At 62.8% G+C, this 26,835-nt stretch carries 30 protein-coding genes; 18 read left to right on the top strand and 12 right to left on the bottom strand.

Going from position 1 to position 26,835, the window contains the following annotated elements; all coding sequences use genetic code 11:
• Positions 1-15: 15 nt before the first annotated feature.
• The gene (gene pyk / locus N539_RS0107010) at positions 16-1,494 is read right to left on the bottom strand and encodes a pyruvate kinase (RefSeq protein WP_028969699.1); all 1,479 of its coding nucleotides are present in this window, start codon (positions 1,492-1,494) and stop codon (positions 16-18) included.
• A 102-nt stretch (positions 1,495-1,596) separates the two neighbouring features.
• On the opposite strand from pyk, the gene N539_RS0107005 reads away from it, so the two are divergent.
• The 5 genes from N539_RS0107005 (at position 1,597) to N539_RS0106985 (ending at position 4,155) form a co-directional block, all read left to right on the top strand.
• Positions 1,597-1,839: a DUF2312 domain-containing protein gene (locus tag N539_RS0107005; RefSeq protein WP_028969698.1), complete on the top strand. Its 243-nt coding sequence runs from the start codon at positions 1,597-1,599 to the stop codon at positions 1,837-1,839.
• A 9-nt stretch (positions 1,840-1,848) separates the two neighbouring features.
• On the top strand, positions 1,849-2,592 hold the full coding sequence (locus tag N539_RS0107000) for a YebC/PmpR family DNA-binding transcriptional regulator (RefSeq protein WP_028969697.1): 744 nt from the start codon (positions 1,849-1,851) through the stop codon (positions 2,590-2,592).
• Positions 2,589-3,074 carry a crossover junction endodeoxyribonuclease RuvC gene (gene ruvC / locus N539_RS0106995; RefSeq protein WP_028969696.1) on the top strand — a complete coding sequence of 162 codons (486 nt, stop codon included), beginning with the start codon at positions 2,589-2,591 and terminating at the stop codon, positions 3,072-3,074. The genes N539_RS0107000 and ruvC overlap by 4 nt, the downstream gene beginning before the upstream one ends.
• A 92-nt stretch (positions 3,075-3,166) precedes the next feature.
• Entirely contained in the window at positions 3,167-3,757 is a 591-nt protein-coding gene (ruvA, locus tag N539_RS0106990; RefSeq protein ID WP_028969695.1) for a Holliday junction branch migration protein RuvA, read from the top strand.
• The gene (locus N539_RS0106985; RefSeq protein ID WP_028969694.1) at positions 3,754-4,155 is read left to right on the top strand and encodes a GFA family protein; all 402 of its coding nucleotides are present in this window, start codon (positions 3,754-3,756) and stop codon (positions 4,153-4,155) included. The genes ruvA and N539_RS0106985 overlap by 4 nt, the downstream gene beginning before the upstream one ends.
• 3 nt (positions 4,156-4,158) lie before the next feature.
• Here the strand turns inward: N539_RS0106985 and N539_RS0106980 are convergent, their stop codons facing one another.
• Entirely contained in the window at positions 4,159-5,283 is a 1,125-nt protein-coding gene (locus N539_RS0106980) for a dipeptidase (RefSeq protein ID WP_028969693.1), read from the bottom strand.
• 64 nt (positions 5,284-5,347) lie between these two features.
• Here N539_RS0106980 and ruvB point away from each other — a divergent pair, with 64 nt between their 5' ends.
• Positions 5,348-6,391: a Holliday junction branch migration DNA helicase RuvB gene (gene ruvB, locus N539_RS0106975; protein WP_028969692.1), complete on the top strand. Its 1,044-nt coding sequence runs from the start codon at positions 5,348-5,350 to the stop codon at positions 6,389-6,391.
• The gene (locus tag N539_RS0106970) at positions 6,391-7,560 is read left to right on the top strand and encodes a DUF3089 domain-containing protein (RefSeq protein WP_028969691.1); all 1,170 of its coding nucleotides are present in this window, start codon (positions 6,391-6,393) and stop codon (positions 7,558-7,560) included. The genes ruvB and N539_RS0106970 overlap by 1 nt, the downstream gene beginning before the upstream one ends.
• Here the strand turns inward: N539_RS0106970 and N539_RS0106965 are convergent.
• Entirely contained in the window at positions 7,526-7,723 is a 198-nt protein-coding gene (locus N539_RS0106965; protein WP_331280080.1) for a helix-turn-helix transcriptional regulator, read from the bottom strand. The two genes, N539_RS0106970 and N539_RS0106965, sit on opposite strands and share 35 nt — an antisense overlap.
• Position 7,724: 1 nt before the next feature.
• On the bottom strand, positions 7,725-8,168 hold the full coding sequence (locus N539_RS0106960) for a hypothetical protein (protein ID WP_028969689.1): 444 nt from the start codon (positions 8,166-8,168) through the stop codon (positions 7,725-7,727).
• Between the two features lie 104 nt (positions 8,169-8,272).
• On the opposite strand from N539_RS0106960, the gene N539_RS0106955 reads away from it, so the two are divergent.
• From N539_RS0106955 to N539_RS15870, 3 genes are read left to right on the top strand one after another with little or no spacing between them, the layout of a single operon-like run.
• Positions 8,273-8,731, top strand: a complete 459-nt coding sequence (locus N539_RS0106955; protein WP_028969688.1) for a YbgC/FadM family acyl-CoA thioesterase — start codon at positions 8,273-8,275, stop codon at positions 8,729-8,731.
• Entirely contained in the window at positions 8,728-10,035 is a 1,308-nt protein-coding gene (gene tolB / locus N539_RS0106950) for a Tol-Pal system beta propeller repeat protein TolB (protein ID WP_028969687.1), read from the top strand. Before N539_RS0106955 ends, tolB begins: the two co-directional genes overlap by 4 nt.
• Positions 10,035-10,484: an OmpA family protein gene (locus N539_RS15870; protein ID WP_037552519.1), complete on the top strand. Its 450-nt coding sequence runs from the start codon at positions 10,035-10,037 to the stop codon at positions 10,482-10,484. Before tolB ends, N539_RS15870 begins: the two co-directional genes overlap by 1 nt.
• A 3-nt stretch (positions 10,485-10,487) precedes the next feature.
• On the opposite strand, the gene N539_RS0106940 is transcribed toward N539_RS15870, so the two are convergent.
• Together N539_RS0106940 and panC are read right to left on the bottom strand one after the other, a co-directional pair.
• A complete protein-coding gene (locus N539_RS0106940) occupies positions 10,488-10,793 on the bottom strand; it encodes a sel1 repeat family protein (RefSeq protein ID WP_028969686.1) in 306 nt (101 codons plus the stop codon).
• A 79-nt stretch (positions 10,794-10,872) separates the two neighbouring features.
• Complete coding sequence (gene panC / locus N539_RS0106935) at positions 10,873-11,697, bottom strand: pantoate--beta-alanine ligase (protein WP_443027623.1); 825 nt, start codon at positions 11,695-11,697, stop codon at positions 10,873-10,875.
• A gap of 89 nt (positions 11,698-11,786) precedes the next feature.
• On the opposite strand from panC, the gene N539_RS0106930 reads away from it, so the two are divergent.
• Positions 11,787-12,581, top strand: coding sequence for a division plane positioning ATPase MipZ (locus N539_RS0106930; protein ID WP_028969684.1), 795 nt, complete (start codon positions 11,787-11,789; stop codon positions 12,579-12,581).
• 32 nt (positions 12,582-12,613) lie between these two features.
• Positions 12,614-13,993 carry a phosphoglucomutase/phosphomannomutase PgmG gene (gene pgmG, locus N539_RS0106925; RefSeq protein ID WP_028969683.1) on the top strand — a complete coding sequence of 460 codons (1,380 nt, stop codon included), beginning with the start codon at positions 12,614-12,616 and terminating at the stop codon, positions 13,991-13,993.
• Positions 13,994-14,131: 138 nt separating this feature from the next.
• Here the strand turns inward: pgmG and N539_RS0106920 are convergent, their stop codons facing one another.
• From N539_RS0106920 to N539_RS0106900, 5 genes are all read right to left on the bottom strand, one after another.
• On the bottom strand, positions 14,132-18,235 hold the full coding sequence (locus N539_RS0106920) for an Eco57I restriction-modification methylase domain-containing protein (RefSeq protein ID WP_197018364.1): 4,104 nt from the start codon (positions 18,233-18,235) through the stop codon (positions 14,132-14,134).
• Positions 18,236-18,292: 57 nt separating this feature from the next.
• Positions 18,293-19,384, bottom strand: a complete 1,092-nt coding sequence (locus tag N539_RS0106915; protein ID WP_231462937.1) for a site-specific integrase — start codon at positions 19,382-19,384, stop codon at positions 18,293-18,295.
• Positions 19,384-19,869 (bottom strand): helix-turn-helix domain-containing protein, encoded by a 486-nt coding sequence (locus N539_RS18750; protein ID WP_037552517.1) that lies wholly within the window; start codon positions 19,867-19,869, stop codon positions 19,384-19,386. The genes N539_RS0106915 and N539_RS18750 overlap by 1 nt, the downstream gene beginning before the upstream one ends.
• A 9-nt stretch (positions 19,870-19,878) precedes the next feature.
• Entirely contained in the window at positions 19,879-20,046 is a 168-nt protein-coding gene (locus N539_RS0106905) for a helix-turn-helix domain-containing protein (protein ID WP_037552566.1), read from the bottom strand.
• Positions 20,047-20,149: 103 nt separating this feature from the next.
• Positions 20,150-20,893, bottom strand: a complete 744-nt coding sequence (locus N539_RS0106900) for a hypothetical protein (RefSeq protein WP_156029817.1) — start codon at positions 20,891-20,893, stop codon at positions 20,150-20,152.
• Between the two features lie 361 nt (positions 20,894-21,254).
• Here N539_RS0106900 and N539_RS0106895 point away from each other — a divergent pair, with 361 nt between their 5' ends.
• The 4 genes from N539_RS0106895 (at position 21,255) to N539_RS0106875 (ending at position 24,591) form a co-directional block, all read left to right on the top strand.
• Positions 21,255-22,130, top strand: a complete 876-nt coding sequence (locus N539_RS0106895; protein WP_037552515.1) for an alpha/beta fold hydrolase — start codon at positions 21,255-21,257, stop codon at positions 22,128-22,130.
• Between the two features lie 111 nt (positions 22,131-22,241).
• Complete coding sequence (locus N539_RS0106890) at positions 22,242-22,991, top strand: hypothetical protein (protein ID WP_028969677.1); 750 nt, start codon at positions 22,242-22,244, stop codon at positions 22,989-22,991.
• Between the two features lie 617 nt (positions 22,992-23,608).
• Positions 23,609-23,938: a hypothetical protein gene (locus tag N539_RS0106880; protein WP_028969675.1), complete on the top strand. Its 330-nt coding sequence runs from the start codon at positions 23,609-23,611 to the stop codon at positions 23,936-23,938.
• Between the two features lie 455 nt (positions 23,939-24,393).
• Positions 24,394-24,591: a DUF6894 family protein gene (locus tag N539_RS0106875; protein WP_028969674.1), complete on the top strand. Its 198-nt coding sequence runs from the start codon at positions 24,394-24,396 to the stop codon at positions 24,589-24,591.
• Here the strand turns inward: N539_RS0106875 and N539_RS0106870 are convergent.
• A complete protein-coding gene (locus N539_RS0106870) occupies positions 24,579-24,944 on the bottom strand; it encodes a hypothetical protein (protein WP_028969673.1) in 366 nt (121 codons plus the stop codon). The two genes, N539_RS0106875 and N539_RS0106870, sit on opposite strands and share 13 nt — an antisense overlap.
• A gap of 95 nt (positions 24,945-25,039) precedes the next feature.
• Between N539_RS0106870 and N539_RS0106865 the strand changes: the two genes are divergently transcribed.
• On the top strand, positions 25,040-25,393 hold the full coding sequence (locus N539_RS0106865) for a hypothetical protein (protein WP_028969672.1): 354 nt from the start codon (positions 25,040-25,042) through the stop codon (positions 25,391-25,393).
• 63 nt (positions 25,394-25,456) lie between these two features.
• A complete protein-coding gene (locus tag N539_RS0106860; protein WP_028969671.1) occupies positions 25,457-25,723 on the top strand; it encodes a hypothetical protein in 267 nt (88 codons plus the stop codon).
• Positions 25,724-26,835 lie beyond the last annotated feature (1,112 nt).

Here is a 26,835-nt window from a genome sequence, read left to right as displayed (position 1 = left end):
CCAATCCTCGCAATTCTAATTGCGCGCCGACACCTTGCTCGCCTGATAGCGATCGAGCTCGTCGCCGATCAGGCGGACGACGTGGATTACGTTGGTCGATCCCGCGGTCCCGAACGGGATGCCGGCCATCAGAATCAGGCGGTCGCCGCCGGTTGCGATCTTGTGACGCAACGCCATGCGCTTGGCCTTTTCGACCATCTCCTCGAAGCTGGAAACGTCGCGGGTGTGGACCGCGTGGACGCCCCACAGCAGCCCCATTCGCCGCGCCGTGTGCAGTGACGCGCTCATCGCCAGCAGCGGCACCGTCGGCCGCTCGCGGGCGATGCGCCGCGCCGTCGAGCCCGAGCTTGTGTAGCAGACCATCGCCGTCGCCGAGATGGTGCTGGCGATCTGCCGCGCTGAGGCGGCGAGCGCGTCGGCGGTGGTCGGCTCGAGGCGGGTCTCGGTGAAATGGATGCGCGCCTGGTAGGAGGGATCGCGCTCGGCGCTGACGGCGATGCGGTCCATCATCGCCACCGCCTCGACCGGATAATCGCCCGCCGCACTTTCCGCCGACAGCATCACCGCGTCTGCGCCGTCGTAGATCGCGGTGGCGACGTCGCTGACCTCCGCGCGGGTCGGCGTCGGCGAGGTGATCATCGACTCGAGCATTTGGGTGGCGACGATGACCGGCTTGCCGAACTCGCGCGCGCAGGCGACGATCCGCTTCTGCAATGGCGGCACCTGCTCGGGCGGAAGCTCGACGCCGAGGTCGCCGCGGGCGACCATCACCGCGTCGGACAGAGCGATGATGTCGTTCAGGCGGTCGATCGCCGCCGGCTTCTCGATCTTGGCGAGCAGCGCGGCGCGGTCGCCGATCAGAGACCGTGCCTCGGCGACGTCCTCGGGCCGCTGAACGAAGGACAAGGCGACCCAGTCGGCGCGCTGGTCGAGCGCGAAGGCGAGGTCGGAGCGGTCCTTCTCGGTCAGCGCCGGGATCGGGACCAGCACGTCGGGGACGTTGACCCCCTTGTTGTCGGACACGGTGCCGCCGACGACGACTTCGCTGACGATACGTCCGCCGTCGGCCTCGAGCACGCGCAAGCGTACCTTGCCGTCGTCGATCAGGATGTTGGTCCCGGCCTTGACCGCTTCGAACAGCTCGGGATGGGGCAGCTGGACGCGGTTCGCGTCGCCCATCGCCGAATCCTGGTCGAAGAAGAACTTGCGGCCGCCCTGAAGCACGGTCTCGCCGCCTTCGAACTGGCCGACGCGAAGCTTGGGGCCCTGAAGGTCGAACAGGATGGTGGTCGGCCGCTGAAACTCCTTCTCCAGCTCGCGAATGGCGTTGACCAGCCGCGTCTTCGACTTCTGGTCGCCGTGGCTCATGTTGATGCGAAAGGCATCGGCGCCGGCCAGCATCAGCTTGCGGATCGTGCGCTTGTCGCTCGATGCCGGGCCCAGCGTCGCCAGTATCTTCACCTTGCGCGAACGGGGCGCCAGAGTTTCGGTCACTTGTGCTCCTGCGGCGTGGCGAGCGGCTGCCATAGCCGCTTGATATGACGGTTCAAGCCGCTAGAGCCGCGCTTCAAACCTCAAAAGCGGAGAATGAACGACATGGCGGAAGGCGCCGTCGCAGCGGATCAGCTGCGGCTATTTATCGAGCGGATCGAGCGGCTCGAGGAAGAGAAAAAGGGCATCAGCGACGACGTCCGTGATGTCTACGCGGAGGCCAAGGCCAACGGTTACGACCCCAAGATCATGCGGATGATCGTCCGCTTGCGGAGAATGGAGTCGCATACCCGGCAGGAGCAGGACGCGGTGCTGGAGACCTATCGCCAGGCGCTCGGGCTGGCATAAGAGAACGCTATGGCGGGCCATTCCAAATATAAGAACATCATGTACCGCAAGGGGGCGCAGGATAAGAAGCGCTCCGCCTTGTTTTCGAAGCTGAGCCGCGAAATCACCGTCGCGGCAAAGATGGGGCTTCCCGATCCGGAGGCGAACGCGCGGCTTCGCGCCGCGGTCATCGCGGCGCGGGCGCAGTCGATGCCCAAGGACAATATCCAGCGCTCGATCGACAAGGCAGCGGGCGCGGACGCCGAGAATTACGAGGAAATCCGCTACGAGGGCTTCGGCCCCGGCGGCGTCGCCATCATCGTCGAGGCTCTGACCGACAATCGCAACCGCACCGCCACCAATGTCCGCACGGCTTTCTCCAAGAACGGCGGCAATCTCGGCGCCGGGGGAAGCGTCAGCCACGGCTTCGAGCGGCTGGGGCTGATCGAATATCCGGCCACGGTCGGAGATGATGAGAAGGTACTCGAAGCGGCGATCGAGGCCGGCGCCGACGATGTCGAAAGCGACGAGGACGGCCATCGCATCTGGACCAGCATCGACACCCTCCATGAGGTCGCCAAGGCGCTCGAGCCGATGCTCGGCGAAGGCGAAGGCGCCAAGCTCGCGTGGCGGCCGTCGATCGAGGTCGAGGTCCGCGGCGAGGATGCGCAGCAACTGCTGAAGCTGCTGGACGCGCTCGAGGAGGACGACGACGTCCAGACCGTCTGGGGCAATGAAAAGGTCCCGGACGAGGAGCTGGCCAACCTCGCGTGAAGATCCTCGGCCTTGACCCGGGCCTCGGCACCACTGGCTGGGGGCTGATCGAGGCGGACGGCAATCGGCTGCGGCACCTCGCCAACGGCCAGCTCAAGACCGACACCCACGCGCCGCTGCCGCGCCGGCTTGCAGCGCTTGCCGAGCAGCTCGAAGCTCTCATCGCGGAGCAGCGCCCGACCACCGCTGCGGTCGAGGAAGTCTTCGTCAACAAGAACCCGCAATCGACGCTCAAGCTCGGGCAGGCGCGCGGCGTTGTCCTGATGGTTGCCGCGCGCGCGGAGATCGAGGTCGGCGAATATGCCGCGCGGCTGGTCAAAAAAGCCGTGGTCGGAAACGGCAATGCCGAGAAAGTCCAAGTCCATGCGATGGTCTTGCGGCTGCTGCCCGGCGCGCCGATCGCGGGGCCGGACGCCGCCGACGCGCTGGCCGTGGCAATCACCCACGCGCATCATCTGGCGAGCAACCGTCGCATTCCCTGATTCGTCATTCCCGCGAAAGCGGGAATCCGCTCGTGTTGAAGGCAGCGGGACCCCCGCTTGCGCGGGGGTGACGAAAGGATACGGTGCTCACCATGATCGCTCGTCTTTCCGGAGCGCTCGCCGAGACCAGCGCCGACGGCGCGGTGATCGACGTCGCGGGCGTGGGCTATCTCGTCCACTTGAGCGGCAGGACGCTTGCCGCGGTCGGCGCGATCGGCAGCGAGGTGCTGCTGCTGACCGAGCTGCAGGTGCGCGAGGACGCCTGGACCTTGTTCGGCTTCGGCTCGACCGCGGAGCGCGACGCGTTTCGCGCGCTCACCAGCATCCAGGGCGTCGGCGGCCGGCTCGCTTTGGCGATCCTGTCGACTCTGTCGCCGGATGAGCTGGCACGTGCGGTCGCGCAAGACGACAAGGCGATGATCGGCCGCGCCAACGGAGTCGGTCCCAAGCTCGCCGCGCGCATCGCCAATGAGCTTCAAGGCAAGCTCGGCGTGACCGGGCTTGGCGGCACCGCCCCGGTGCCCCGCGCCGGAGCCGCGGCGGACGCTCTGTCGGCGCTCGCCAACCTCGGGTTCAAGCCCGCCGAAGCGAGTGCCGCGGTGAATGCTGCGCAAGAGGAGCTCGGCGCCGATGCCGGTCTCGATGCGCTAGTGCGGCTGGCGCTTCGGAAGGCGGCGAAGTGACCACGCACACCGCTTCCTGCCGCTGCGGGCAGCTAAGGGCCACTGCCAGCGGCGATCCTGTCCGCGTGTCGGTGTGCCACTGCCTCGCCTGCCAGAAGCGCACTGGCAGCGCCTTCTCGGCGCAGGCACGGTGGCCCGCCGATTGCGTCGAGATCGAAGGTGTGTCCAAACAATGGACCCGGACCGCCGACAGCGGGCAAGCGACGACCTACCACTTCTGCCCCGACTGCGGATCGACGGTTCACTACAGCGGCGGCAATTTCCCGGACGTGATCGCGATCCCGCTCGGCTCGCTGGATGACCCCTATATCGCCGACAGCCCCGACTATTCGGTGTGGGAACGCCGCAAGCACGACTGGTTCGACATCATCGACGAGGACGTCGAGCGAACCGACTAAGGGTCAGCCGCCCCAGGCGTCGCCGTAGAGGCGCACGAGGTTCTGACCGAAGAGCTTTTCGACCCGTCCCGTTGTCCAGCCACGCTTCATCAAATCACTACCGAGCCGTTCGAGCTTATCGATCGAATTATAGTTACGAACGACGGTGAACACGTCCGGCCCTTCGCCGGGCGCGGCGATGCCCGCGGCTTTGCGGTACTCGTAGTCCTTGCGGGCGTTCTCGATTGCCTTTGCGTCGATCACCAGCGGAAGGACGCCCCCGTCGGTCCCGAATGAAATGTGATCCTCGCCGGCGACCCGGGCGACATGATCGATGTGCTCGAGCAGCATCGTCCCGCTCGGTTTCATGTCGCCGGCGAGGTACGGCATGAAATAGACGCCGATCACGCCGCCCTTGTCGGCCACCGCACGGATCGCGGCGTCGGTCGAGTTGCGCGGGTGATCGTAGACGGCGCGAGCGCCGGTATGGCTGATGGTGAGCGGCCTTTTGGCGAAAGCGGCTGCTTCCTCGATCGTCCGGGCACCGCCGTGCGCCAGGTCCAGCAGGAGCTTTTCGGCCTCGATCCGCTCGATCGTCTTTCGCCCAAGGTTGGTGATTCCGGCATTTCTTGGCTCGATCGAACCATCGCCGCTCAGATTGGCGAGATTGTAAGTGAGTTGGACGCAACGGATTCCACGCTTCTTCATATCCGCTAGGCGATCGAGCGCGGCGCCGACCATGGCCGTGTCCTGGGTGCCAAGGATGATGCCGAGCTTTCCATCGCGCTTGCAGGCCGGGAGGTCGGCGGCCTTTTCGACCAGCTTCAGCCGATCGGGGTTGGCGCGCAGAGTATCGATGTAATCGTCCAACTTCTTCTGGAACTGCTCCCAGGCATCCGCCTGATTGCCGACGGGAAGGATCGTATCGCGAAGCGCGGTGAGCCCGGTCATCCGGAATTCGGACCAGGCACGGTCGCTCAGCCGCAGGTCCTCGTCGGCGCCATAAGGATCGTTGATTCCGCCGAGACCGTCGATGACCAGCGCGTTGCGGTACCAGCCTGCCTGCTTCACCGCCTTTTGGGCCATTGCCGGCGCCGCGGCCAAAGCGGCCGCGCTTCCCGCAAGCAAAGTCCTTCGATCGATTTGCATTGGCCGTTCCCTTCCCGCTTGATCGCTTGTCGTAAGGCCATCCATCTGCGAATCAACGTCACGGATGGCAACCGATCCCGCCCGTATCACCACGCCCGAGCGCACGGCGGAGGACGCCGACGCGGCGCTGCGGCCAAAGAGCCTCGATGAATTCATCGGCCAACAGGCCGCGCGCGAAAACCTCCGGGTGTTCGTCCACGCCGCGAAGAGCCGGGGCGAGCCGCTCGACCACGTGCTGCTCCACGGCCCGCCCGGCCTCGGCAAGACGACGCTGGCCGGAATCCTGGCGCGGGAGATGGGCGTCGGCTTCCGCGCGACTTCGGGGCCGGTGATCGCGAAGTCGGGCGATCTCGCGGCGCTGCTCACCAACCTCGAAGACGGCGATGTCCTGTTCATCGACGAGATCCACCGTCTCAATCCGGCTATCGAGGAGGTGCTCTATCCGGCGATGGAGGATCGCGCGCTCGACCTGATGATCGGGGAGGGACCGTCGGCGCGCTCGGTCCGCATCGAGCTGCCCCGCTTCACCCTGATCGGCGCGACCACACGGCAAGGGCTGCTGACGACGCCGCTCCGCGACCGCTTCGGCATTCCCGTCCGGCTCAACTTCTATACCGTCGAGGAGCTGGAGCTGGTGGTGCGCCGCGCTGCCCGGTTGCTCGGCGTCGACCTCACCGAGGATGGCTCGCGCGAGATTGCGCGGCGGTCGCGGGGAACGCCGCGGATCGCCGGCCGGCTGCTCCGCCGAGTGCGTGATTTTGCCCATGCCGCAGGGGAGGATTCGATCTCGGCCGAAGCCGCGGACAAGGCGCTGTCGCGGCTGGAGATCGACGCCCTCGGCCTCGACGCGATGGACCGGCGCTATTTGACCATGATCGCCGACCTCTACGGCGGCGGGCCGGTCGGAGTGGAGACGCTGGCGGCCGGCCTGTCCGAGCCGCGCGACACGATCGAGGACGTGATCGAGCCCTTCCTCATTCAGCTTGGCCTCATCGGCCGCACGGCACGGGGCCGTGCCTTGAACGGCCGCGGCTACGCCCATCTCGGGCTGCCGGCGCCGCCGGGCAGCCAGGCCGGCCTGTTCGATTCGGGAGCGTCCGCGAAGTAATGCGATCAGCAATCGCGGCCGCAGCCGCAGCCGCCCTCGGCCTCGCCGCTCCCGCCCCGATCTCCGCCCAGGCCCCGTCGGCCGCGCCCAATTATGCGCAGGACTCAAGCTGGTTGTGCCTGCCCGGCCGCAAGGACGTCTGCTCGACTCCCCTGCCGACCACTGCGCTCAATGCGAACGGCTACGGCTCAGTCGGCCGCAACGAGGTCGCCAAAAACCCACCGGTCGATTGCTTCTACGTCTATCCGACGGTGTCGAACGATCCCGGCCTCAACAGTGACATGATGCCCGGGCCGGAGGAGAAGGTCACCGCCGAGACCCAGTTCGCCCGCTTTGCGTCGGTGTGCCGGACGTTCGCGCCGGTCTATCGCCAGATGACGCTCGCCTCGATTGCCACTTACTCGACCGGGGGCGACATCCGTCCCAACGTGCTGATCGCCTATCGCGACGTGCTCGCCGCGTGGAAGAATTACCTCGCGACCCGCAACCACGGCCGGCCGTTCGTCCTCGTCGGCCATAGCCAGGGCAGCCTTCTGCTCCAGCAGCTGATCGCGCGCGAGATCGAGAAGGATCCGGTGATTGCGGGCCGGATGAAGCTCGCCATCCTCGCCGGCTGGAACGTCATCGTGCCGCAGGGCAAGCTGGTCGGCGGCACCTTCAAGTCCACGCCCCTGTGCAGCCGCGAGGGCGAGACCGGCTGCGTCATCGCATGGTCGAGCTTCCGCGAGAAGAACGTACCCCCGAGGGGCGCGATGTTCGGCGTTGCGCGCCAGCCCGGGATGACCGTCGGCTGCGTCAATCCGGCGCGGCCGGGATCACGGGATTGGATGCCGCTCGACAGCTATTGGTACACCCGCTCGACGCTCCCGGTGCCGGACGGGCCGATCGTATGGTCGAGCGAGGGTTCGCCGGGAACCTCCTACGTTCGAACCGAAGGGCTCGTTTCCGCCAAGTGCATGAGCGATGGCAACCGCGGTTATCTGTCGGTGCGGACCAATGCCGACCCGAAAGACAAACGGACCGACCGGGTGGGCGGGGAAGTCGCAATATTGGGCATGTTCCTGCCCGGCTGGGGGATGCACCTTGCCGACATCGAGATCGCGCTCGGCGACCTCATCCGACAGGTCGGAGCGATCAGCGATCAATCCAGAACAGCTGCTCGACACTGAGTCCCAGCGCCTTCGCAAGCTTGATGGCGAGGGTCGTGGAGGGGGTGAAGACGCGGTTCTCGACGGTGTTGATGGTCTTGCGGCTCACTCCCACGTGGGCCGCCAGTTCGGCCTGGGTCCAGCCTTTCGCGACGCGAGCCTCGCGAAGCTGATTCATCAGCACTTCAGCCAATGCGGTGGGCCCGCCGTTCGCGCGTTGCGAAGCTGAGCAGTGCCGAACCGACGCCTGCCGTGACGATGATGTGCACTCCGGCACTCAGGCTGACCGTCTCAAACATCGCCGCGACATAGAGGCTGAGCGCAGCGATCATGGCTGCCCAGAAACCGACCGCCTGAGACGCCGATAGGTTCGTCCGTGAGGTCTCATCGTTCAGAAGATCCCACACCTTTCGGCCTCTGAGCAGGAAACCGCCGGTCGCAATGAGCAGCAGCATCAGAATCGCGAGAATGAGCCAAGCGCCGATCCTGAAGCTGGTATCGCGGGTCGCGCCCGGGTTCGAGAAGTACGGAAGCTGCCCGACGAAAAACACGATCGCCATCACGAAAAACACCCGCGAGCGCGAGCGCCCAAGCCGCTCGGCTTTCTCAATCCGTTCGATATCGCTCATCTAATCGCCCCTGCCTGTGTAACGTATAGGTGACATGTAACCTATGAGTTACGCGTGTCAAGTGGGGTTTACGGCGGGAGTCGCCGGTCGCTAGAGCCGCCCAGATGCCCCCCGAATCCCTCGACATCCCCTATCGCGGCGGTTTCGTCGGTCCCGAGCACCATTTCGCACTGACCGTCTATTTCGAGGACACCGACGCCTACGGCATCGTCTATTATGCCAATTATCTGAAGTTCATGGAGCGCGCCCGCTCGGACATGATCCGCGCCGTCGGCGTCGACCAGGCCGCCGAGCTCGCGGCGAGCGGCAGCGCCTATGCCGTGGTCGAAGTCGACATCCGGTATCGGCGCCCCGGCCGGCTCGGCGACGATTTGCAGGTCGTCAGCACGGTCGATCAGGTCCGCGCATCCTCGGTCGACATTCAGCAGCGAGTCATGCGCGGGACCGAACTGCTGACCGAGGCCACGGTCACCGCCGCTTTCCTCGATGGCGAGGGCAGGCCTAGGCGGCAGCCCAGGGCCTGGGTCGAGCAATTCATGAGGATCAGCGAACAGGGGCGATGAGCAAGCGTCGAGGGTTCATTCTGGCAATAGGTGCCGCGCTTTGGGTGGCGGGGCCTGTCCACGCCCAACAAGCGGCCGCGCCGACCGTCAGCGTGGTCGCCGTCCCGCCGTTCGCGACGCCCGACAACGGGCCGACCGCGAACCAGTCGCTCGGGCTCGGCTGGCAGGCGACGCAGATGATCGTCTCCGACTTGCGCTCGACTGCCGAGCTGATGCCGCTGCCGCCGAAGCAGAAGGACTTCTATTCCTATCCCGAGGTCACGGCCCCGAGCTTCCCCAAGTGGCGCTCCGCGGGCGCCAAGACCCTGGTCACCGGGTTCGTTCAGTCGCGCTCGGACGGCCGCCTGACCTTCGGCTGCTATGTCTATGACGTCGACAAAGGGCGGGAGCTCGCCCGCAAGGGATTCGTCGTGGCCGGCAGCGACTGGCGCCGGGCCGCGCACAAATGCTCGGGGCTGGCGTACACCGCGGTGACCGGGGCTGCGGGCGTGTTCGACACGCGCATCGCTTATGTCGCCGAGAGCGGCAGCGGCGATGGCCGCTCGCGTCGGATTGCCATCATGGACAGCGACGGCTTCGATCATCGGTACCTGACCCAGGCCGACAGCATCGTCCTGACCCCGCGGCTGTCGCCCAAGGCGGTCCGCGTGGCGTACGTCAGCTTCGCCGGGGGCCAGCCGGCGATCCAGGTCCTCGATGTCGACACCGGCGCCAAGCGGGCGCTGCTGCAGACCGGCGGCGTGTCGTTCGCGCCGCGCTTTTCGCCCGACGGCGAGCGGATCGTCTTCTCGATGATGAACGGCGCCAACGCCGACATCTACGTCGTCGGCACCAACGGCGGGCTGCCGCAGCGGCTGACCACCGCGCCGGGCATCGACACCGATCCGAGCTTCTCGCCCGACGGCACGAAGATCGTATTCGAGAGCGACCGCTCGGGCTCGCCCCAGCTTTATGTGATGAACGCCGACGGTTCGAGCCAGCGCCGCCTGACCTTTGGCGGCGGCTGGTATGCTGGGCCGGACTGGAGCCCCGACGGGCAGTGGATCGCCTTCACCCGCCGCGGCGCCGGTGCCCGGCGGATCGGCATCATTGCCGCCGACGGCAGCGGCGAACGGACCCTGACCGCGGGACCGGGCGACGAGGGGCCGAATTGGGCGGCGAGCAGCCGCGAATTGGTCTTCCAGCGCACCGACGCGACTCGCCGCAACCAGATCTACCGAATCGCGATCGACGGCAGCGAACCGCGCAAGCTCGAGATCCCGCAGGACGGCACCGACCCCGACTGGTCCGGAGTGATCGACTGATGCGCAAGACGGTGCTGCTTCTCGTGGTTGCCGCTCTGGCGGGCAGCGCTTCGGCGCAGCTGCCGGGCCTCCGGCGACGTGGACCGGCTCCGCCAGTCCAACCAATGCTGTTGGGCATCGACGCCCTGCGCGCGGACTTCATGGCGCGATCGGGCGCTGACACCGTCTATTTCGGAAGTGACAGTTCAGTGCTTGGCGCGCCGGCTCGGGCCACTCTATCAGCGCAGGCTCAATGGCTGTTGCAGCATCCAGAGGTGCTGGTGCGCATCGAGGGCCATGCCGACCCGAGCGACACGCGCGATCATGCCTTGGCGGTGGGGGCTCGCCGCGCCGTGGAAGTGCGCGACTATCTCGTCTTGCTCGGCGTGCCGGCGGTGCAGTTGAGCGCCACCAGCTGGGGCAAGGAACGGCCGGGCGCCGGGCGCGCCGTTACCGTTCTCGTGCGCTAGGATTCAGGCGGCGCGGCGCTGATAGCCGGTGACCGACAGCCAGGCGCGGGCCTGGCGTTGCGCTTCGGCGATTTCGCGCGCGGTCATCTCGACCGAAATCTCGGCGCGGCATTCCTGGCCGCGGGTGCTGCCGTTCAATGCCGCGAGGTTGAACCATTTGTGCGCTTCGATGAGGTCGACCGGCGCTCCGCCGCGGCCCGTCGAATAGGTCACCCCAAGCTCGAACAACGCGTCGACATCGCCCGCTTCGGCATCGGCTAGGCGGCTGCGGATTAGAAATTCCGCGCCCTTTTGACTGATTGCACCCATGAAAACCCCCTCTGTCCCTGTTGAGGTGGAATTCAGCAGCCGAAGAAGAATAAATGGTTAACGCGGTTCAACCAAGTTTTCAGACGGCCACGTTGTCGATCAGCCGCGTCGAGCCGATCACCGCGGCGGCGATCAGGCGCATTCCCGCCCGCAGCCGGTCGAGCGGCTCGAGCGTTTCCGCATCGACCGCGGCGAAATAATCGACCCGCGAAAAGCCGCCTTCCAGCAGCGAATTGCGCCCTTCACCAAGTGCATCGTCGATCGCATTGCCGCTGAGGATGGCGGCGCGCGCCGCCTCCAGCGCCCGGGGCAAGGCCAGCGCCTGCTGCCGCTCGTCGAGCGAAAGATAGGCGTTGCGGGAGGAGAGGGCGAGGCCGTCCGTTTCCCGCACCGTCGGCACGCCGACAATATTGTCGCATAGCCCCAGGTCGATCGCCATTCGGCGAATGACCGCCAGTTGCTGAAAATCCTTCTCGCCGAAGAGGGCGACGTTCGGAACGACTTCATTGAACAACTTGGCAACGACCGTCGCCACGCCCTCGAAATGCCCCGGCCGGTGTTCGCCTTCCCAGCGTTCGCTGACGCCGGCTACTCGGACCGAAGTTGCGAATCCTTCCGGATAGAGATCGCTCGCGCTCGGCAACCAAACCAAATCGCAACCCGCCGCTTCGAGCTTCGCAAGATCGCTCTCCTTCTCTCGCGGATAGCGTTCGAGATCCGACGCGTCGTTGAATTGGAGAGGATTGACGAAGATCGAGACGACAACGCGGTCGGCTAGCTCCTTCCCCTGAGCGACAAGCGCCAGATGTCCATCATGCAGTGCCCCCATGGTGGGGACGAAGGCGATCCGATCGCCATCAGCTACGAAGCATGAGAGCGCGAAGTCGAGAGCGCCGGATTCCAATGATTCACTAACGGTTTGCACGCGATAGGGCCCTCAGTTAATCTTCGCTTCGGGGCGGCGTTTCGATGCCGCGGGGAAAAAGATCAAGCATGAGCCAGCTGCATTTCATCGTCTTCGCCAACGAAAAGGGCGGCACCGGCAAGTCGACGACGGCGGTTCATACGGCGATCGCGCTTGCCGCGACCGGGCATCGCGTCGGCGCATTGGACCTCGACAGCCGCCAGCGGACGATGACCCGCTATCTCGAAAATCGGGATGCGACCACGCGCCGGCTCGGCAAGGACTTGCCTCGCGCAGCCTACGAAGTCCTCGAAGAGCACAGCGAGGACGGGCTGGCCGGGGCGATCGAGCGTCTGGCCAAGCAAGCCGACGTGATCGTCGTCGACACGCCCGGCCGCGACGACGCCATCGCGCGCTCGGCCATCCTTCGCGCCGACACCCTGGTCACGCCGATGAACGACAGCTTCGTCGACCTCGACCTGATCGGCCAGGTCCATCCCGAAAACTACAAGATCACCAAGCCGAGCTTCTACGCCGAGCTGATCTGGAACAGCCGCACGGCACGGGCCAAGCAGACCGGCAAGACCGTCGACTGGGTGGTCTTGCGCAATCGCCTCCAGCATATCGATTCGCACAACCTCCGCCGCGTTGGCGCCGCGCTCGACGAGCTCGCCCGCCGCGTCGGGTTCAGGGTCATCCCCGGCCTTGGCGAGCGGGTCATCTACCGCGAGCTGTTTCCCAAGGGTCTGACGCTGATCGACCTGCCCCAGCTCGGCGAGGTCGGCATCGCCCACGTCACCGCCCGCCAGGAGCTGCGCGAGATGGTCGCCGGGCTCGGCATCCCCGAGCCGGGTGCAATCGAGCCGATCGCCGCCGCCGGTTGAACAATTTCGCCGGCGCTGCGTAAGGCGGCGCAATGGCGCACATCTTCAACCCCAATATTCTCCGCGAATATGACATCCGCGGCATCGTCGGCGATACACTCACCGAGGACGACGCCTACGCGCTTGGCCGGACCTTCGGCTCAAAAGCCCATGGCGAAGGCGTGCGGACGCTCGCCGTCGGGCGCGACGGACGCACCCATTCGGGAATGCTCGAAGCAGAGCTCATCCGTGGCCTGACCGAGAGCGGCATGACCGTCATTCAGGTGGGTATGGGCCCGTCGCCCATGCTCTATTTCGCGACTCATTATCTCGACGTCGACGGCGGCATCCAAGTCACCGGCAGCCACAATCCCGCCGACTACAACGGCTTCAAGCTGCTCCTCAAAGGGCGTTCGGTGTTCGGCGCCGAGATTCAGGAGATCGGCCAGCGCGCCGCCTCGGGGCACTGGCATGACGGCAGCGGCACGGTCGAAGAGGTGGATATCCGCGAGGCCTATGTTGACCGGCTGCTCGAGGATTTTTCGGGCAAGCCGTTTCGCATCGGCTGGGACGCTGGCAACGGTGCCGCTGGTCCGATCCTCGACATGCTGGTCGAGCGCCTGCCCGGCCATCATCATGTTATCTTCAGCCAAGTTGACGGCCGATTCCCCAACCATCACCCCGATCCGACGGTCGAGGCTAATCTCAAAGACCTCAAAGCGTTGGTCGAGCGCGAGCAGCTGGACTTCGGCATTGCCTTCGACGGCGACGGCGATCGGATCGGCGCGGTCGACGGCGAGGGCCGCGTGATCTGGGGCGACCAGCTGATGCTGATTCTCGCCGAGGCGGTGCTGAAGGAGCTGCCCGGCGCCACCATCATCGCCGACGTCAAGGCGAGCCAGGTGCTGTTCGACGGCATTGCGGCGCTCGGCGGCAAGCCGCTCATGTGGAAGACGGGACACAGCCTGATCAAGGCGAAGATGAAGGAGACCGGTGCCCCGCTCGCGGGCGAGATGAGCGGGCACATCTTCTTCAAGCACCGCTGGTACGGCTTCGACGACGCGCTTTATGCGGCAGTGCGGTTGATCGAGGCGGTCGGCGCGAGCGGCCAGAGCCTGACCGCAATCATGGACGCAATGCCGAAATCGGTCGCCACGCCGGAGATGCGCTTCGAAGTCGACGAGCCCCGCAAGTTCGCCATTGTCGAAGAAGTCCGCGCCCGCCTCGCCGCCGACGGCGCCAAGGTCGATGCGACCGACGGCGTCCGCGTCAGCACCGCGGACGGCTGGTGGCTGCTGCGCGCCTCGAACACCCAGGACGTGCTCGTGGCGCGGGCGGAGGCGAACGACGAAGCCGGCGTCGAGCGCCTCGTCGCGCAGATCGATGATCAGCTGGCGAAGTCCGGGGTAGAACGGACCGAAGCGGCGCACTGACTGCGCCGCAAAATGGTGCCCAGGAGAGGACCCGGTAGAGGCTACTATCTGATTGAAATATTTACTTGTTCTTGCGACGCAATCCGAAAAGGCCCCCAAATAGGCCCCTATAAATATTCAGTGGGCATCGATTGTTTTCTACCCGGTCACGTTTGCATCAGGTTGACCGGCAATCAGTGTGTTGACGTAGGCGAGACACAAATCGCGGCTGCGATACCGGCCGTAAGCGGCAATTTCCTGCTGCTCGACGATTGGGAAGGTCGAGTAGATATAGCGGATGTCGTCGCGACCTTGTGCGGGGTCCGCCGGATCATAGACGCCATAAAGGATGAAATAGAGCGCATCGAGCTTGGCGCGCAGATGAAGGCGGGTTTCTTCGTCCCAGATAAAGGGCGGCAACACGTCGCCCGCATCGTCCACGTGGCCCATGTCGCGGGCGAACGGGGCCATGTCGTGCGCGGTATAGGTCAGCTCCAGCACCGCCGCCCTGACAATATCGGCCGCGCTCTTGGGGCCAATCATTCGGGCATAGGCGTGAGGGGAAATGACGGGAAGTTGTTCGACTATATACCAATTCAGGTGCGTGCTTTGCGCCTTCTGGCGAGCCACATAATCGAGCACCAGCGCGTTAAAGTTCGCCAGCAATAGAGCTTGATCCGGAATCCTGGAGGCACTCAATACCAGCGGAGCGGTGTTGCCCGCCGCGTGATTAGGGATGAACGAAGCAATTACCGTTCGAACGTCGGTTGCCCGCGCAATGTCGCGGAAGGCAACTGTTGCGCCCTTTGCAGTTTCTACTGTGCTCGCAATCCAGAATTGCGGCGAAGGGGCAAAGGTGGGGTCAGCTTTCATTTCGGCAGTCACATCGCCACTCAACGCAGCGTTGTGCAGATTATCCTCATTGACCGTGACCGAAGCTGCACGGTGATCAAATTGGTGGATCATCCGCCCAACATACAGCGGCAGCCAATCGCAGTCCTTCGATTGCCACCGATTGCCGCCGATCGGCCAAGCGCCTTCATTATCCTCCAGCTCGGCCTTGGTGCGGAACAGGTGGCTGTCATTGGTCATGTCGAACATGCGCACGTATTTGACCGGCCAGGTCGCGACTGGCGTAGGGCCGGATTTGTCCACCAGCACGGACAGTCGATCATAAATGGACGTGGTCAGCGCCATATCGCGGCGGGTGCGGAATATCGGCGCGGTCCCGGTGTTCGGATTGACCCGCGCAAAGCCTTCTGACGTGATCGGGAAGGTCTGATCGGGGTTTTTCAGCTCCTCTGTCGAATGAAGGTAGAATGCGCAATTGGCCCCACCGAAGGTTCGTTCCGGGCTCAACACCATGATGCAGAATTTGAAGCTGGCATGGACGTCAGGAAAGAAGACCTTTTTGTTTTCGAAATCATAAAGTGACTTCAAGTGATCTCCGGTCGCGACCTTGCGGAAAAATTTGCTGGCGGACAGGTCGGATGCGATGCCGCTGGGGGTCAGCAAGCCGACCATGCCGCTGGGTCTGACCAACGCTTGAGCCCGCTCAACGAACAGGCTGTAGAGATTGATATCGCCTCGGCTGAGCAAGGGATAATGCCCGGACTTGCGCGCCATGCGCATTGTATTGGCAGCGCGCGCGTCAGCATTTTCAAAGTCGGTGAACAGGGGGTCGTTCGCCTTCGCCAGTGCCCCAATCATTTTCGTCCGGTCGGATGCGCGCTGCGCTTTCGCGATTTCCGGCCGCCGCGCTGCGAACCATTCGACCTGTTGCAGCTTGATCCGATCCCATGGCGGGTTGCCGACGATTGCATCGAACCCGCCTTCGCGGCCCTTATTCACCCAATTGCTCCACACGCCGGGAAACGTGATTTGCCAGTTCAGGAAACGCTCTTCGGCGATCAGGGCGCGCGCCGCCGCCCAGATAGCGCGGAACCGCTCGGCCTCGTTCGGCTTGGCGCGGTAGGCCTCAGGCGCTTTACGACCGCGGGCGATCGGTATCGGCTCTCCAAATTGTCCATCTAGCCACAAACTGACCAGGGCCTTGTCAGGCCCCTTCAAGTCTAGCCAATCGAGCGCGTGCATGAAGCTGACAAAGCCGTCGAGCGGGCCGGTCTGCGCTTCGACTTGGTGCCACATGTCGGCGGAATTTTGGGCTTCTGCAATTTCGGCGTCGGTGAGCGCCTCGATCCGCCGCATGACGGCCGCTTGGCGTTCGGCGTTGCGCAGTTCATCGACGTAGAGCAATTCGCCGCCCTTGCCTGCCTTGTCGATTGCGTCGCGCACCCATAGGCCGAACAGGCTATCGCCAGTCGCCAGATGATGGTCGATGAAGCTAAGCGGCGCGCCGACAGTGAAGGTGTGCAGCCACAGCGATACCTTCGCCAGTTCGACCGCCATGGGGTTTTTGTCAGCCCCGTAGACGCAGCGCTTGAGCACCATGCGCTTGATCAGCTGAGGGTCGTCGAGTTGCTCTTCGCTGACGGCCCACCTGGCGTCTTCGGCATTGTGCCGGATGGTCGCCCGGATCTTCCGGATTTCCTCGGCAACCGGCGACTCATAATCCAACCCGGTCAAATCGCGCGCCATCGCCGCACTTTCAGCAATCGCATCGAGCGCATGATTGGTCAGCCGGTCGACTAAACCGACTAGGAAATGCCCGGAACCCATCGCCGGGTCGCAAATGCGCAAGCGCGTGATCGCCCTGGCCGGATCAACCTTTTGCAATTGGGCAATGCGATAATCTTCGCTGTCGGTTGGTTTCAGGCTTTCCAGTTCGGTCTCAAAGGCGGCCATCGCATCGGCAATGAGCGGCTCCAGCGTTTCGTCCAGGATCAACAGAACAAGGTCGTCGGGCGTGTAGTAGCTGCCCGAATTTTTCCGCGCGAAAATATTGGGACGGATATTCACCCCACCCGCTTCATCGCGGACCAGCTCAAATTCCAGCAGCCGTTCATATATCGAACCGAGCTGCTGCACCGACAAATCACGATAATTGATATAGCGCCGCTGCCCACCCCGTTGCTCGAACGACAGGATATCGATCGCCTCGGCCATGACGTCGTCGCCAAGAGCGATAGCCTTCAACAGCGGGGTTTTCGCGGCATTGAACAGCCCGCCGTTATAGGGCGGCAAACCGACCGAAGGGTCGCCCACGTCGATCATTTCGGCCAAATCGGCGAAGCGATTCCAGATTGTTTTGGCGACCGACGAAAAGGCGTCGCCCTCGTCCTTACGCCGTCCGATATCCAGCCGCGCGAACCGCAAGGCGTAATCATCGAACCGCTTGTCCCGGACTGGCAACAGGCCCCGGTCTTCGGCGTAGAGAACGAACAGCAAGCGATAGAGCAGGATCAGCGTCGCTTGCCGAACGTCGTCCAGGTCGGTTGCGGCTGGGGCTGCCTTGGCTACCGCGTTACCCAAAGCCGGATAGAGCCGATTAAACACAAGGTCCGACAGGCTCTTGGCTACACGCTCTTCGTAGAATGCGGCGTCGCGTCGGGCACTATCGTGAAATGTAGGGGCCTTGACGCTCGCGCGCTCGAACGCGGTCCGCGAAAACATGGCGACGAAGACGGTAAGCCAATGGTCGCGCTCTTGGTCGCTGACGCCGGTATCGAGCAAGTCGCCGTCCACCCGCATGATGCGGGCAAGATCGAGCTCCAGATAATCGTCGATGGGCGAGCGTCCGCCCGCAAAATACAGCCGCCACTTAAGGCCGTTAGTTAAAATTCCCCAACGCAGGTCTCCATTGGTCAGGTCGTCGATGCGGCGCAGGTAGCGTAGCAATTGAGTGGACGGCGTGTCCTTTTCAGTCTTTCCCTCAGCCCGGTCGAGCGCACGGCCCCAGCGTTTACTCTCGATGATCGCTGAGCCGAATTGATAGCGCCTCCATTCTTCCGGATGCTCGTTTGCGCTGACCTTTGCCGCTGCGTTGATAAACAAGAGGCCGTCGGGCACGTCGAGCCGGCCGGTTGCCGACAAATTTTGCTGGGTCAGATATTCGGTCCAGCCGAGCGCGGCCATAGTCGGCCAGATCAGGTCGCTTTCGGTCGTCGCTTCATTGGGCTTGCTGGCATGAGGAAAGCCGAACAAAATGTTGGCCAGCGCGACGCGGACCGCCTTGGAATCAACGGCCCGATATTGCTCAGCGCCGGTTATCCCATCCAGCAAATAGTCTTGGCTGAAGAGCGCGCCAGACGTGAACAGGCTGGGGTCAGTCTCACGCAAACCAATGCTAATGGCATTTGCCACGAACCCCCGCTTTCGAGTGAAGGCTTAGCGGGCGTTTCACCGTCGGGGCAAGGCAAGTCAGGCCCTTGCCTGAATTGCCCGAATCAAGGCGATGACGTTCGGGTCGTCGAGTGTGTTGCACTGCGGACGCGGCTCGCTCAGCGCCCGGATCAGCTCTCCCTGGCGGTGAGCGGGCACGTTTCCGTAACTAGTGAACGTCGTCAGCACATCGGCATGCCCCAGGTTCTGTGACCATGCCTTCATCGATTCCGCCGACAGGTCTAACGTCATCGCGTGACGGACCAGCATGTCGCGGAAGCTGTGCGGGTTGAAATAGGGCAATCCCCCCCGCTCAAATGCGCGGCGAAAAATCGCATTGATGGGCTGGGTTGTGCGCCAGCCGCTTCGCAAGATGCCGACGGCCGTGAAGCCCCCATTAGCGTCCAACCCCATCTCCGTCGCCGGGAAGAGCGGGTCGTCGCGGCCCCAAAGATGATCGCCTTTCAACTCGCCAACCCAAGCGGTGAACATGGCCAATGCGCCGCGGCCGATCGGCATGAACCAGGTCGGAAATGTCTTGGCGAATTTGGTCCGCACGTCACGCGCGTCCTGCTCGACAAAGCCATCGTCGATATTGACGTGACCCAGCCGGAAGGACGCGAGCGCCGCCACCCGTGCCCCGGTCAATGCGGCGAACGCGATCAACGCCCGGTCGCGGCGCTCCAGGATCGTTTCCGCGGGCATGGTCGATAGGACATGATGGACTTGCGCCAGCGTCGGCACTCGCTTTTCCCGCCGCGCCCGCGCCACCGCGATGTCCTTGTCACTGAGATTGAAATAGTCGGCGTCGGCATAAGCGAGATGCGACTTGAAGCCGGGCTCTCGCGCCAGCCAGAAAAAGAAGCTTCGCAGCTCGCGCAGCGTCGAAAGCATGGTCGCCTTGCTGATCCGTTCCCCGGTGCGCGAATTGAGCGCCTTGGCCAGACCCGCCTTGAACGAGACCGCTTGCGCTTTGTGAAAACGCTTGAAGTCGCGCGCCTGAGTCGATTCCTCGAATCGCGCCAGCGCCTTGGCCACGCCGTCGATCGTGGCTTCGTCGCGGCCCTTCGCCTCTTTCAAATAGGCGAAGTAGTCGCGCTTGATTCGCTCGTTTGTCGCACTGTGTTTCATCATACCGCCGCTTGCGTTTCCAAATCACAATTCAGGGAGGGGGCGGGACTGCCCTTTAGGCGTGGCAAGGCCTCCACGAATTGGATGTCGCAACCGGGCAGGACCGCCGCCAGGGCGGCTTTGGACGCCCGCCGGTGCATTACAGTTTCGCATGTAGCGCAGATCGCGCGGACGTTTCCGGATTTGGCGTTGAGCGACAGATAATCGACCATGCCAAGCGCGGGCGGACGCGGCTCCCGGCATCGGAAGCAATAGAGCGTTCCCGGGGGGCAAGGGCGCTTGCGGCTGGCGTTGCGGGCCGAAAGGAAGGCGCGGACGATCGCGCCCTGAAAGAGCACCGGACGGCCGCTGTCGATCGGCTTCAGCCCATCGCGCTGCCATTGGCGCACGGTATTCTTATGCACGCCGAAACAAGCCGCCAGTTCGGAAACGCTATAGCTCCGGTGTAGCTTGACGGCGCGCGAGTTGACCCGTCGCGATGCCATGACTTGCCTTCAGTCTTGCGCGGCGACCAGCCGTCGGATCGACTCCATCTTGACGAGCGTGCGTCGTCCAAGCTTGAATGCGTCGAGGCGCCCGTCCGAGATCATCGCGTAAATTGACGTGCGCCCCAGCCCCAACGCTCTCGCGGTCTCGTTAATCGAAACTGCCAGCTGTTCCATTGATCGCCACTCCGTATTGTGCACTGGCAGGACGCCAGCGTTCACGGGAGTGCATCAACACGTTCCAACGTTGAATCGCGGCCGGAAAGGGTCTGAAAGGCTTCTAAGTTATTCGCGGCGTTTCCGGCCTTTCAAGTGATCGGATGATCGTGGCCGCGCGCTGACGAACGAGGCTTGGCGCGGGCGTGTCACCCGCTTCCTCCAAGAACCAGCCGGACATCATTTCTTCGATCCGGGCTTGCGCGCCTGGACCGGTAGGCAGCCCGTCGGGCAACTGTGCCTGCGAAATAACGAAGGCCAAAGCCCCTTCCCAATTCCACTTTGGGGGGCGGCCAATCGCGCGAGGTTTTTCTAATCGGTCGGTCGAGACGATATTCGCCGCGGGCATTTGGAAGTTAGGCAGCAGCATCTCTATCTGATTTAGTTGAAACTTGAGGCCAGCAAAAAGAGCCTCAAAGTCTGCCATTTCAAACTCTGTGCTCAAGACCTCTTCATCTTGAAAGAAGAACTCAACCCTCTGTCGTTCGTCGGGTATCCAGTCAGCCCAAAGTGTGCCTTTTTCCCAGTCGATCTCGGTAGCGTAAACAAAGAAACCTGGATCGACCGCGCGTGGCTCTTCGGATTCACCCCACAAGAATGGGTCATCATCAACCCGATCGTGCATCGCCTTGCCTACAAGCTTCGCCGCAAACTCCGGGGGGAACGCTTCTCGGATCGCCGCGTCTAGTTTTGGACCGCTTGTTTCTTTCGCGGTCCCTACCAACTCGGCGACGAATTGGGCCACAGTGGCGTGTGGCTGGACCTTACCCGTGCTGAAATATGCGATCAGCTCCTGATCGAAGATCATCCAACGAAGCATTCGCTGGACCCACGGCCGTGGGGCGACCTGTGATAGAAAGTTTAGCGTATCAGCGGAGGAGATTAGCTTCATAAAGTCGGAGAATGTTACGATTTATGACAACGCCGGAGACACGCCGGTGTTCAAATTGCAGGCAGTCGAGTTCTGAGGCCCCCCGCTCCCACCGCCATTTCCGGCAGCGATGTGTAGATGACCGCTTTGGGTGGAAAGCGGACATTTGATCATGTCCGCGCTTCGGGTCATGAATACGCTAAGGAGGCGGTTTATGCGGCGAGAGAGCTACTGCGTTTGGGCTGCTGCTTTCTCGGCCCTTTCCGCAAGTGTGGCGTCAGCTGTTCCGGTGGCAAAGATGGTTCCGGTCGAGCGGGGCGTCCAGCTTGAGGTGCTCGACTTCGGGGGTGCTGGGACACCGCTAATCTTCCTTTCCGGATTTGGCGGAACTGCACACGACTTCGCGGGACTGGCAGAGAAGTTCACGTCAGCTCATCACGTTTACGCGATAACACGCCGGGGATTTGGCAAGTCGGCCCATCCGCCCGCGACGATAGCTGCCTACAGCCCCGAGCGGCTGGCAGCAGACACGCTGACGGTTGTCAAAGCTCTGCGCATCGGTCGGCCATTCCTCGCCGGTCACTCGGTTGCAGGGCAAGAGCTGAGCGAGATCGGAACGCGTCATCCGGAGCGGGTTCGAGGGCTTATCTACCTCGATGCGGCCAATGCGGAAGCATTCTACGGCCCCAGCTCCAATGTTCTGTACCCCATTGCCGGAGAGGTGCGGCGCGACTTGGAGCAGTTAATCTCAGCGCAGCCGAGCGAGGCTCCAAAGTTGATTGAGAAGATCACGGGCGAACTTCCGCGACTGCAACGGGGTTTGAACTGGTATGCGACCGCCGTGAAGGGTGTACGGGATCTACCGCTAGAGGACATAAACTCGCGTCAGAAGACCTTGCAAGACGCGATTGTAAAAGGAGCCCGGGTCTACGGCCCAACCGGGACCCCCGTTCTCTCCATAGTGGCTCTTCCACTTCAGTGCGCTCCCGAGTGCGATTCTGAAGCCGCAAAGAGGCGAGAGCTGGCGGCGGAAGCGCAGGCCGCTGATTTCAGCGAGGCCAATCCCTCAGCGAAGGTGGTCAGGTTGCCCTACGCCGATCATTTCGTTTGGGAGAGCAATCAAAAGGCTGTGGTGGATGCCATGAAAGAGTTCATGGAGAATGCTCCACGCTGAGCATTCTTAGTGTCTGCTTTGGGTGGAACGCTGCCATTCGCCGCGTAGGTCCGGCCTGCCTGCTGTCCAACTCTCCCTTTCTCGCTTAGGCTCACTACGAGGGGGCCTCACATGCCGAACCAATCGCCGAAGCCCTGGCACGATTGGCGCAACGATGTGCGCGAGCTCGCGATCGTCGTCGGTGGCGTCCTCATTGCGCTCCTCGCCCAGCAGGCAGTGCAGAACTGGGAGTGGACGCAGAAGGTAGCGGCGGCCGAAACGTCAATGAAGCGCGAACTGCTGTGGGACGATGGGCCGCAAATCTACCAGCGCGCAATGATGCACCCCTGCATAACGCAGCGGCTGGACCAGATCCGCTCTGCGGTCGAGGCTCATGCGTCGCGGGGTCAAATTTTCGCCCTGACTGATAGCTTTCAGGTGCACCAGCTGACCTATGATGTCGTTGCTCTGCAGGCCGCGATGACCTCCGATGTTTCGAGTCATATCAGTCAGGACATGCTCGAGCACTACATGACGCCGTACGCGGTTATGCCCGAGCTAGGGCACACTGCGGCCGTCGAGCAGGAGCATATCGCCCGGCTGCACGCCTTAAGCCGCACCGGCGGGCCGCTGTCAGACGCCGAAGGGATGCAAGTGCTGAACGCGGTCGAGCTGCTGCGCAACGACAACCGCTTCATGTTTAGCGGTGCGCGCTGGAGCCTTCCGCAACTTAGGAACCTCGGCCCCTTCGATACACGGCGCATGCAAATAATGACCGACCTGGCGCGGCAGAATTATGGCGATTGCATAAAGCCGCTACGCTCGGATTTCCCCAAGAACATTCCGGTCGACCGAGATGACGTCGTAGTGGAGCAACGCTGAACCACTCTGTCGCGATTGCTCTAATGGCAGGAATGGGTCGGAAGCGGACGCTACCGCTCACGCCAGTGCCGCATGAGCACATATGCATTCCCGAATGTTTTGACAGCGAAGCTAAATGTGACGGCAACCGCTACGAGCAGGACAAGCGCCTGACCTAGACTAACCCGTTGTGGCCAATCGCACGCCCAAGCGAAAGCGGTTGCTAGAGCAAGCAAGACGAATGCGACGCAAAGTGGCAGAGCGCTGAGCACGTACGCAACGACCCACCACTTTGCGGGCATCTTTTGCTTTCGAGCTGGACCCAGGATCGCGCGGCGCAGCCCTCCTAGAACGAGCACAGCGAGCAGCAAGACCGGCAATGCCAGTGAAGAGAAGAAAGCTCCGAGCCATTCTCCCATCCTGTCGCCTGAGACGATGGCCGCGGCGGCGGAGCCCAAGGCGATAATGCAACCACAGGCGACGCTCACGCCTACGAGCGTTCGCCGTTCAAGCGCCCAGCTTGGAATGTTAGGCGTCTCGCTCATCTTCGAAGTGGTAACGGGAAGCGCCCGATGTCTGCAATGGGTGGAGAGCAGACATTGGCGCGGTGGGCTTCAGTGGCATAAGCTTTGTCTGCCATGGACAAGCAAGCCCTGCTCGGCCGAGTTAAAGCTCTTTGGCCTGATGCGATCACGCTGCGTCCGGATGGGGGTCAGGACGCACTCAACAACGTCTATTGGCCCATTGAAAAGAAGCTAGAAGGCAAGGGCAACGAGTGGATTGCGTTGTCTGCATGGGCGTTCCACCAAGCACTCTGGGACCTCGCTAAAGCCAAGGTCGGGCTTGGACGCGCAGCACTGCGTCCAGCCGAGGTCACCTTGGAATCGTTCGACCAATGGATGAGAAAGAATCTATCCGACGAGACGTGGGCGCAACTTCGCCATGAATATGACGAGACACTCGATTGACGGCTTATGCGTGCAATGGGTGCAACCGGACGTTAGCTGAAATCCAAGGTCACGGCCGAACTCCCTGATTGCAATTTGCCCGCGCTTGGTCCGCATCAACGCCTGTCATTTGGGCCAAGCACTGACGCATCGCGGCGTTGTAGACCTCGGAACGCGTGCGCCAGGCCATGATGCCCGGCCATGCGACCCACCCTGCGGCCAGCGCCACGGGTCCGAGGATAGCCCAAAGGGCGAGCTTGTGCCGACGGTCCATGCTGCACGTCTCCCTTGGCAGATGGAAGTGCGTGTTGCCGGCTCCCCAGCAATGGGAGCGAGCCTAACAGAAGAGCTCAGTTCGGCAATGGGTTGGAAGCGGGCGGCAGCTTTGGGTGGAAAGCGGACATCGCACGGCTCGCTTTCGCGGAGCCAAATTCCCTGATCTGAGTTAGTTTCTCGCTTGCTGATGGAGGCCCAGCATGGTGCGCTACTACATGCAGTTGCGGGACGGCACCGAGCATCTGCTTGATCCGGAAGGTATCGAATACGCGGATATAGACGAGCTCAAGAAGAAGGTGCTGATCGCCGTTCGTGACCAGTTCGGCCATTCAAGCGTTTTTGCAGCGCAAGCTTACGTCCGCAATGGGTGGAAAGCGGACACTCGTCAGGATTGCTGAAGGCGTTGGATCCATGCCCCAATCAGAGCCGCTACGGGGCCGACAGCACAGAGGGTCAGGAGCGGCGGAACCGTACGGTCATCGCGGCCAAGAACGAACAGCACAGCCAAGGCAATTACGGCTACTAAGTTCGTAGGTGTCCGCCAACCAAACCGCGCATTCGAGCGCGATGCATTTGCGAGGCAGAGCGCCGCAAACGAGCCGCACAGCACAGCCGTCAATCCGATTGCCCAAACATCTTCCGGCTCTTGTGAGTAGCTAATCAGCTTGTCTGGCAGGAAGCCGACGGCCACGAGCGCCCCAAGAAAGAGCAACGTTCCACACAAGATATTCGCCAAGCGAATGACCGCCATCGCGCGAACGTAGCTTCAAACGAAATGTCTGCAATGGGTGGAAAGCGGACTTAAGGAAGTTGCCATCAGCACCGTTGGGCGTCAGCGTCTGAACCATGGACAGCATCGCCGACGGCTGGTGGAATGAGGACCGACGCGACCTGTTCCATTCCGTCGAAGTCCTCGCATCGGACGCCCGAAGCGTGGAGCGACTTGGCACCGCGCTCGACACCGTCCTCAATGACCTGGAGCTATACGATGACCCTCGCCAAGGCGCGGGCGCGTGGCTCTTCGACACCGAACTTGAGCTTGCCGACAAGCTCGGTGACCAACTTCACGCAGCGGTGGGCGACGCCCCCCCACTCGACGCAGGTGCCATTGCGCTTGCGAGCGGCGAATGGCCCAATGTTCGAGCCACGGCAGGGACGCTTATAAGATTGATGGAGGCGAACGGAGACTTCAGCCGCTGAGTGCCTGCTTTGGGTGGAAAGCGGTCATTGGCATCGCTTCGCCACCTCGACTAGTCTTTCGCCGTGGCGCGCACTCAGCAGACTTTTCAGAACGACAAAGATGGCCCGATCTATGTCTCAGTCGAGCCGTGGCCGGAGTGCTTCGAGTTAGAACCAAAAGACAAGCTGACCCTCATCTGGAACGCCCCTGAAACCGGCGATGCCGTGCAGGTGAACTTTATCAACGAGCGTGAGCTGGTTGTCTGGCCGAACGGCGATCTTGGTGACCTCGTTATTCTATTCAATGACGGCCCGTCCGAAGGTCGAAGCTGGTCGTTCAAGCACGAGTGACCGGCGCGACCTAATGTCGCAATGGGTCGGTTGCTGACGTGGCAGGAATGGGTGGAAAGCTGACATTCAAGAATGCTCGAAGCGCCCGTGCCGGTAGGTCCATCGGAGCGGTCGCGGCGATGTGCTTGTTTCCCGACCGGAGGCATCTGTGGGCCGCATGTATGTGACCACCGTGAGACCCGGCTCTGTAATCACCGATGGCACGCTGCGACTGCCGGTTTCGAGAACCTTAACAACGCCAGCGGGCGTTATCTTCCACACACGCGAACCACGTAGCAGCAGCCTGTCCCCCAAACTGAATAGATGAGACCGCTTCGGTCTAGGTCGACCAGACCCATAGGAGTGTCGCCAACTGGCGCGGTAAAGTGGATGGGGCGGGCGCATCGACCGACGCAGTCCACCTTTAGGCGATAGCCGGTGCTTCGGTCGTCGACGACCTGCACGATTGCTTCCGAGCCATTGCCGATGCCAACGCGCAGCGAAGCGGCAACCGTTTGTGCAGCGATGAGCGCGGCGAGCATCATCTGGCGAGATTAGAGAAACGGCTAATGTCCGCAATGGGTCGGTTGCTGACGTGGCACGTTTGGGTGGAAAGCAGACTCTACGCCGACCGATACTCTTCATCTTCCGCTCCAGTTCGTCAGCCGGCACTTCCCATCCAAAGAGTCTGACACGTCCACCGACGCGAGGATAAATCAGACATGCGCTGACCAGCCCCGCAGCGGTCCGGATTACCTCTGTGTGGTCGATGTCGTTCCACGCCCAGTGCAATCGCCTCCAACCGAGGTTCTGAGTGATACCTTCGGCGTCAATTGTGAGAGTGCCAGGAAAGCACGCGGCCCAAAGATACCGCAATGCCAGAAGGCCAAAAAACGCCATTCCGACGCGCAAGAATATGACGGCTTTCGTCGCTTCGGCCGGTTGAAGGTTTGACGCCGCAGGCCTGCTGAGCGTCCACAAACAGACCCCGACAAAGGCAACGCAGAGGGCTAGTCGTCCGATTGCTTGAAGGCGAGATTCTTGAACGATCATTGGTGACACGCGGCATTACTAGCGAATGTCGCTAATGGCAGGAATGGGTCGAAAACTGCCATTTAGAACCCCGATGCGCC

Source organism: Sphingomonas sp. URHD0057, from assembly GCF_000620665.1.
In the GTDB taxonomy this organism is placed as follows: Bacteria; Pseudomonadota; Alphaproteobacteria; order Sphingomonadales; family Sphingomonadaceae; genus Sphingomicrobium.
This window is presented reverse-complemented; position numbering and strand designations above follow the sequence as displayed.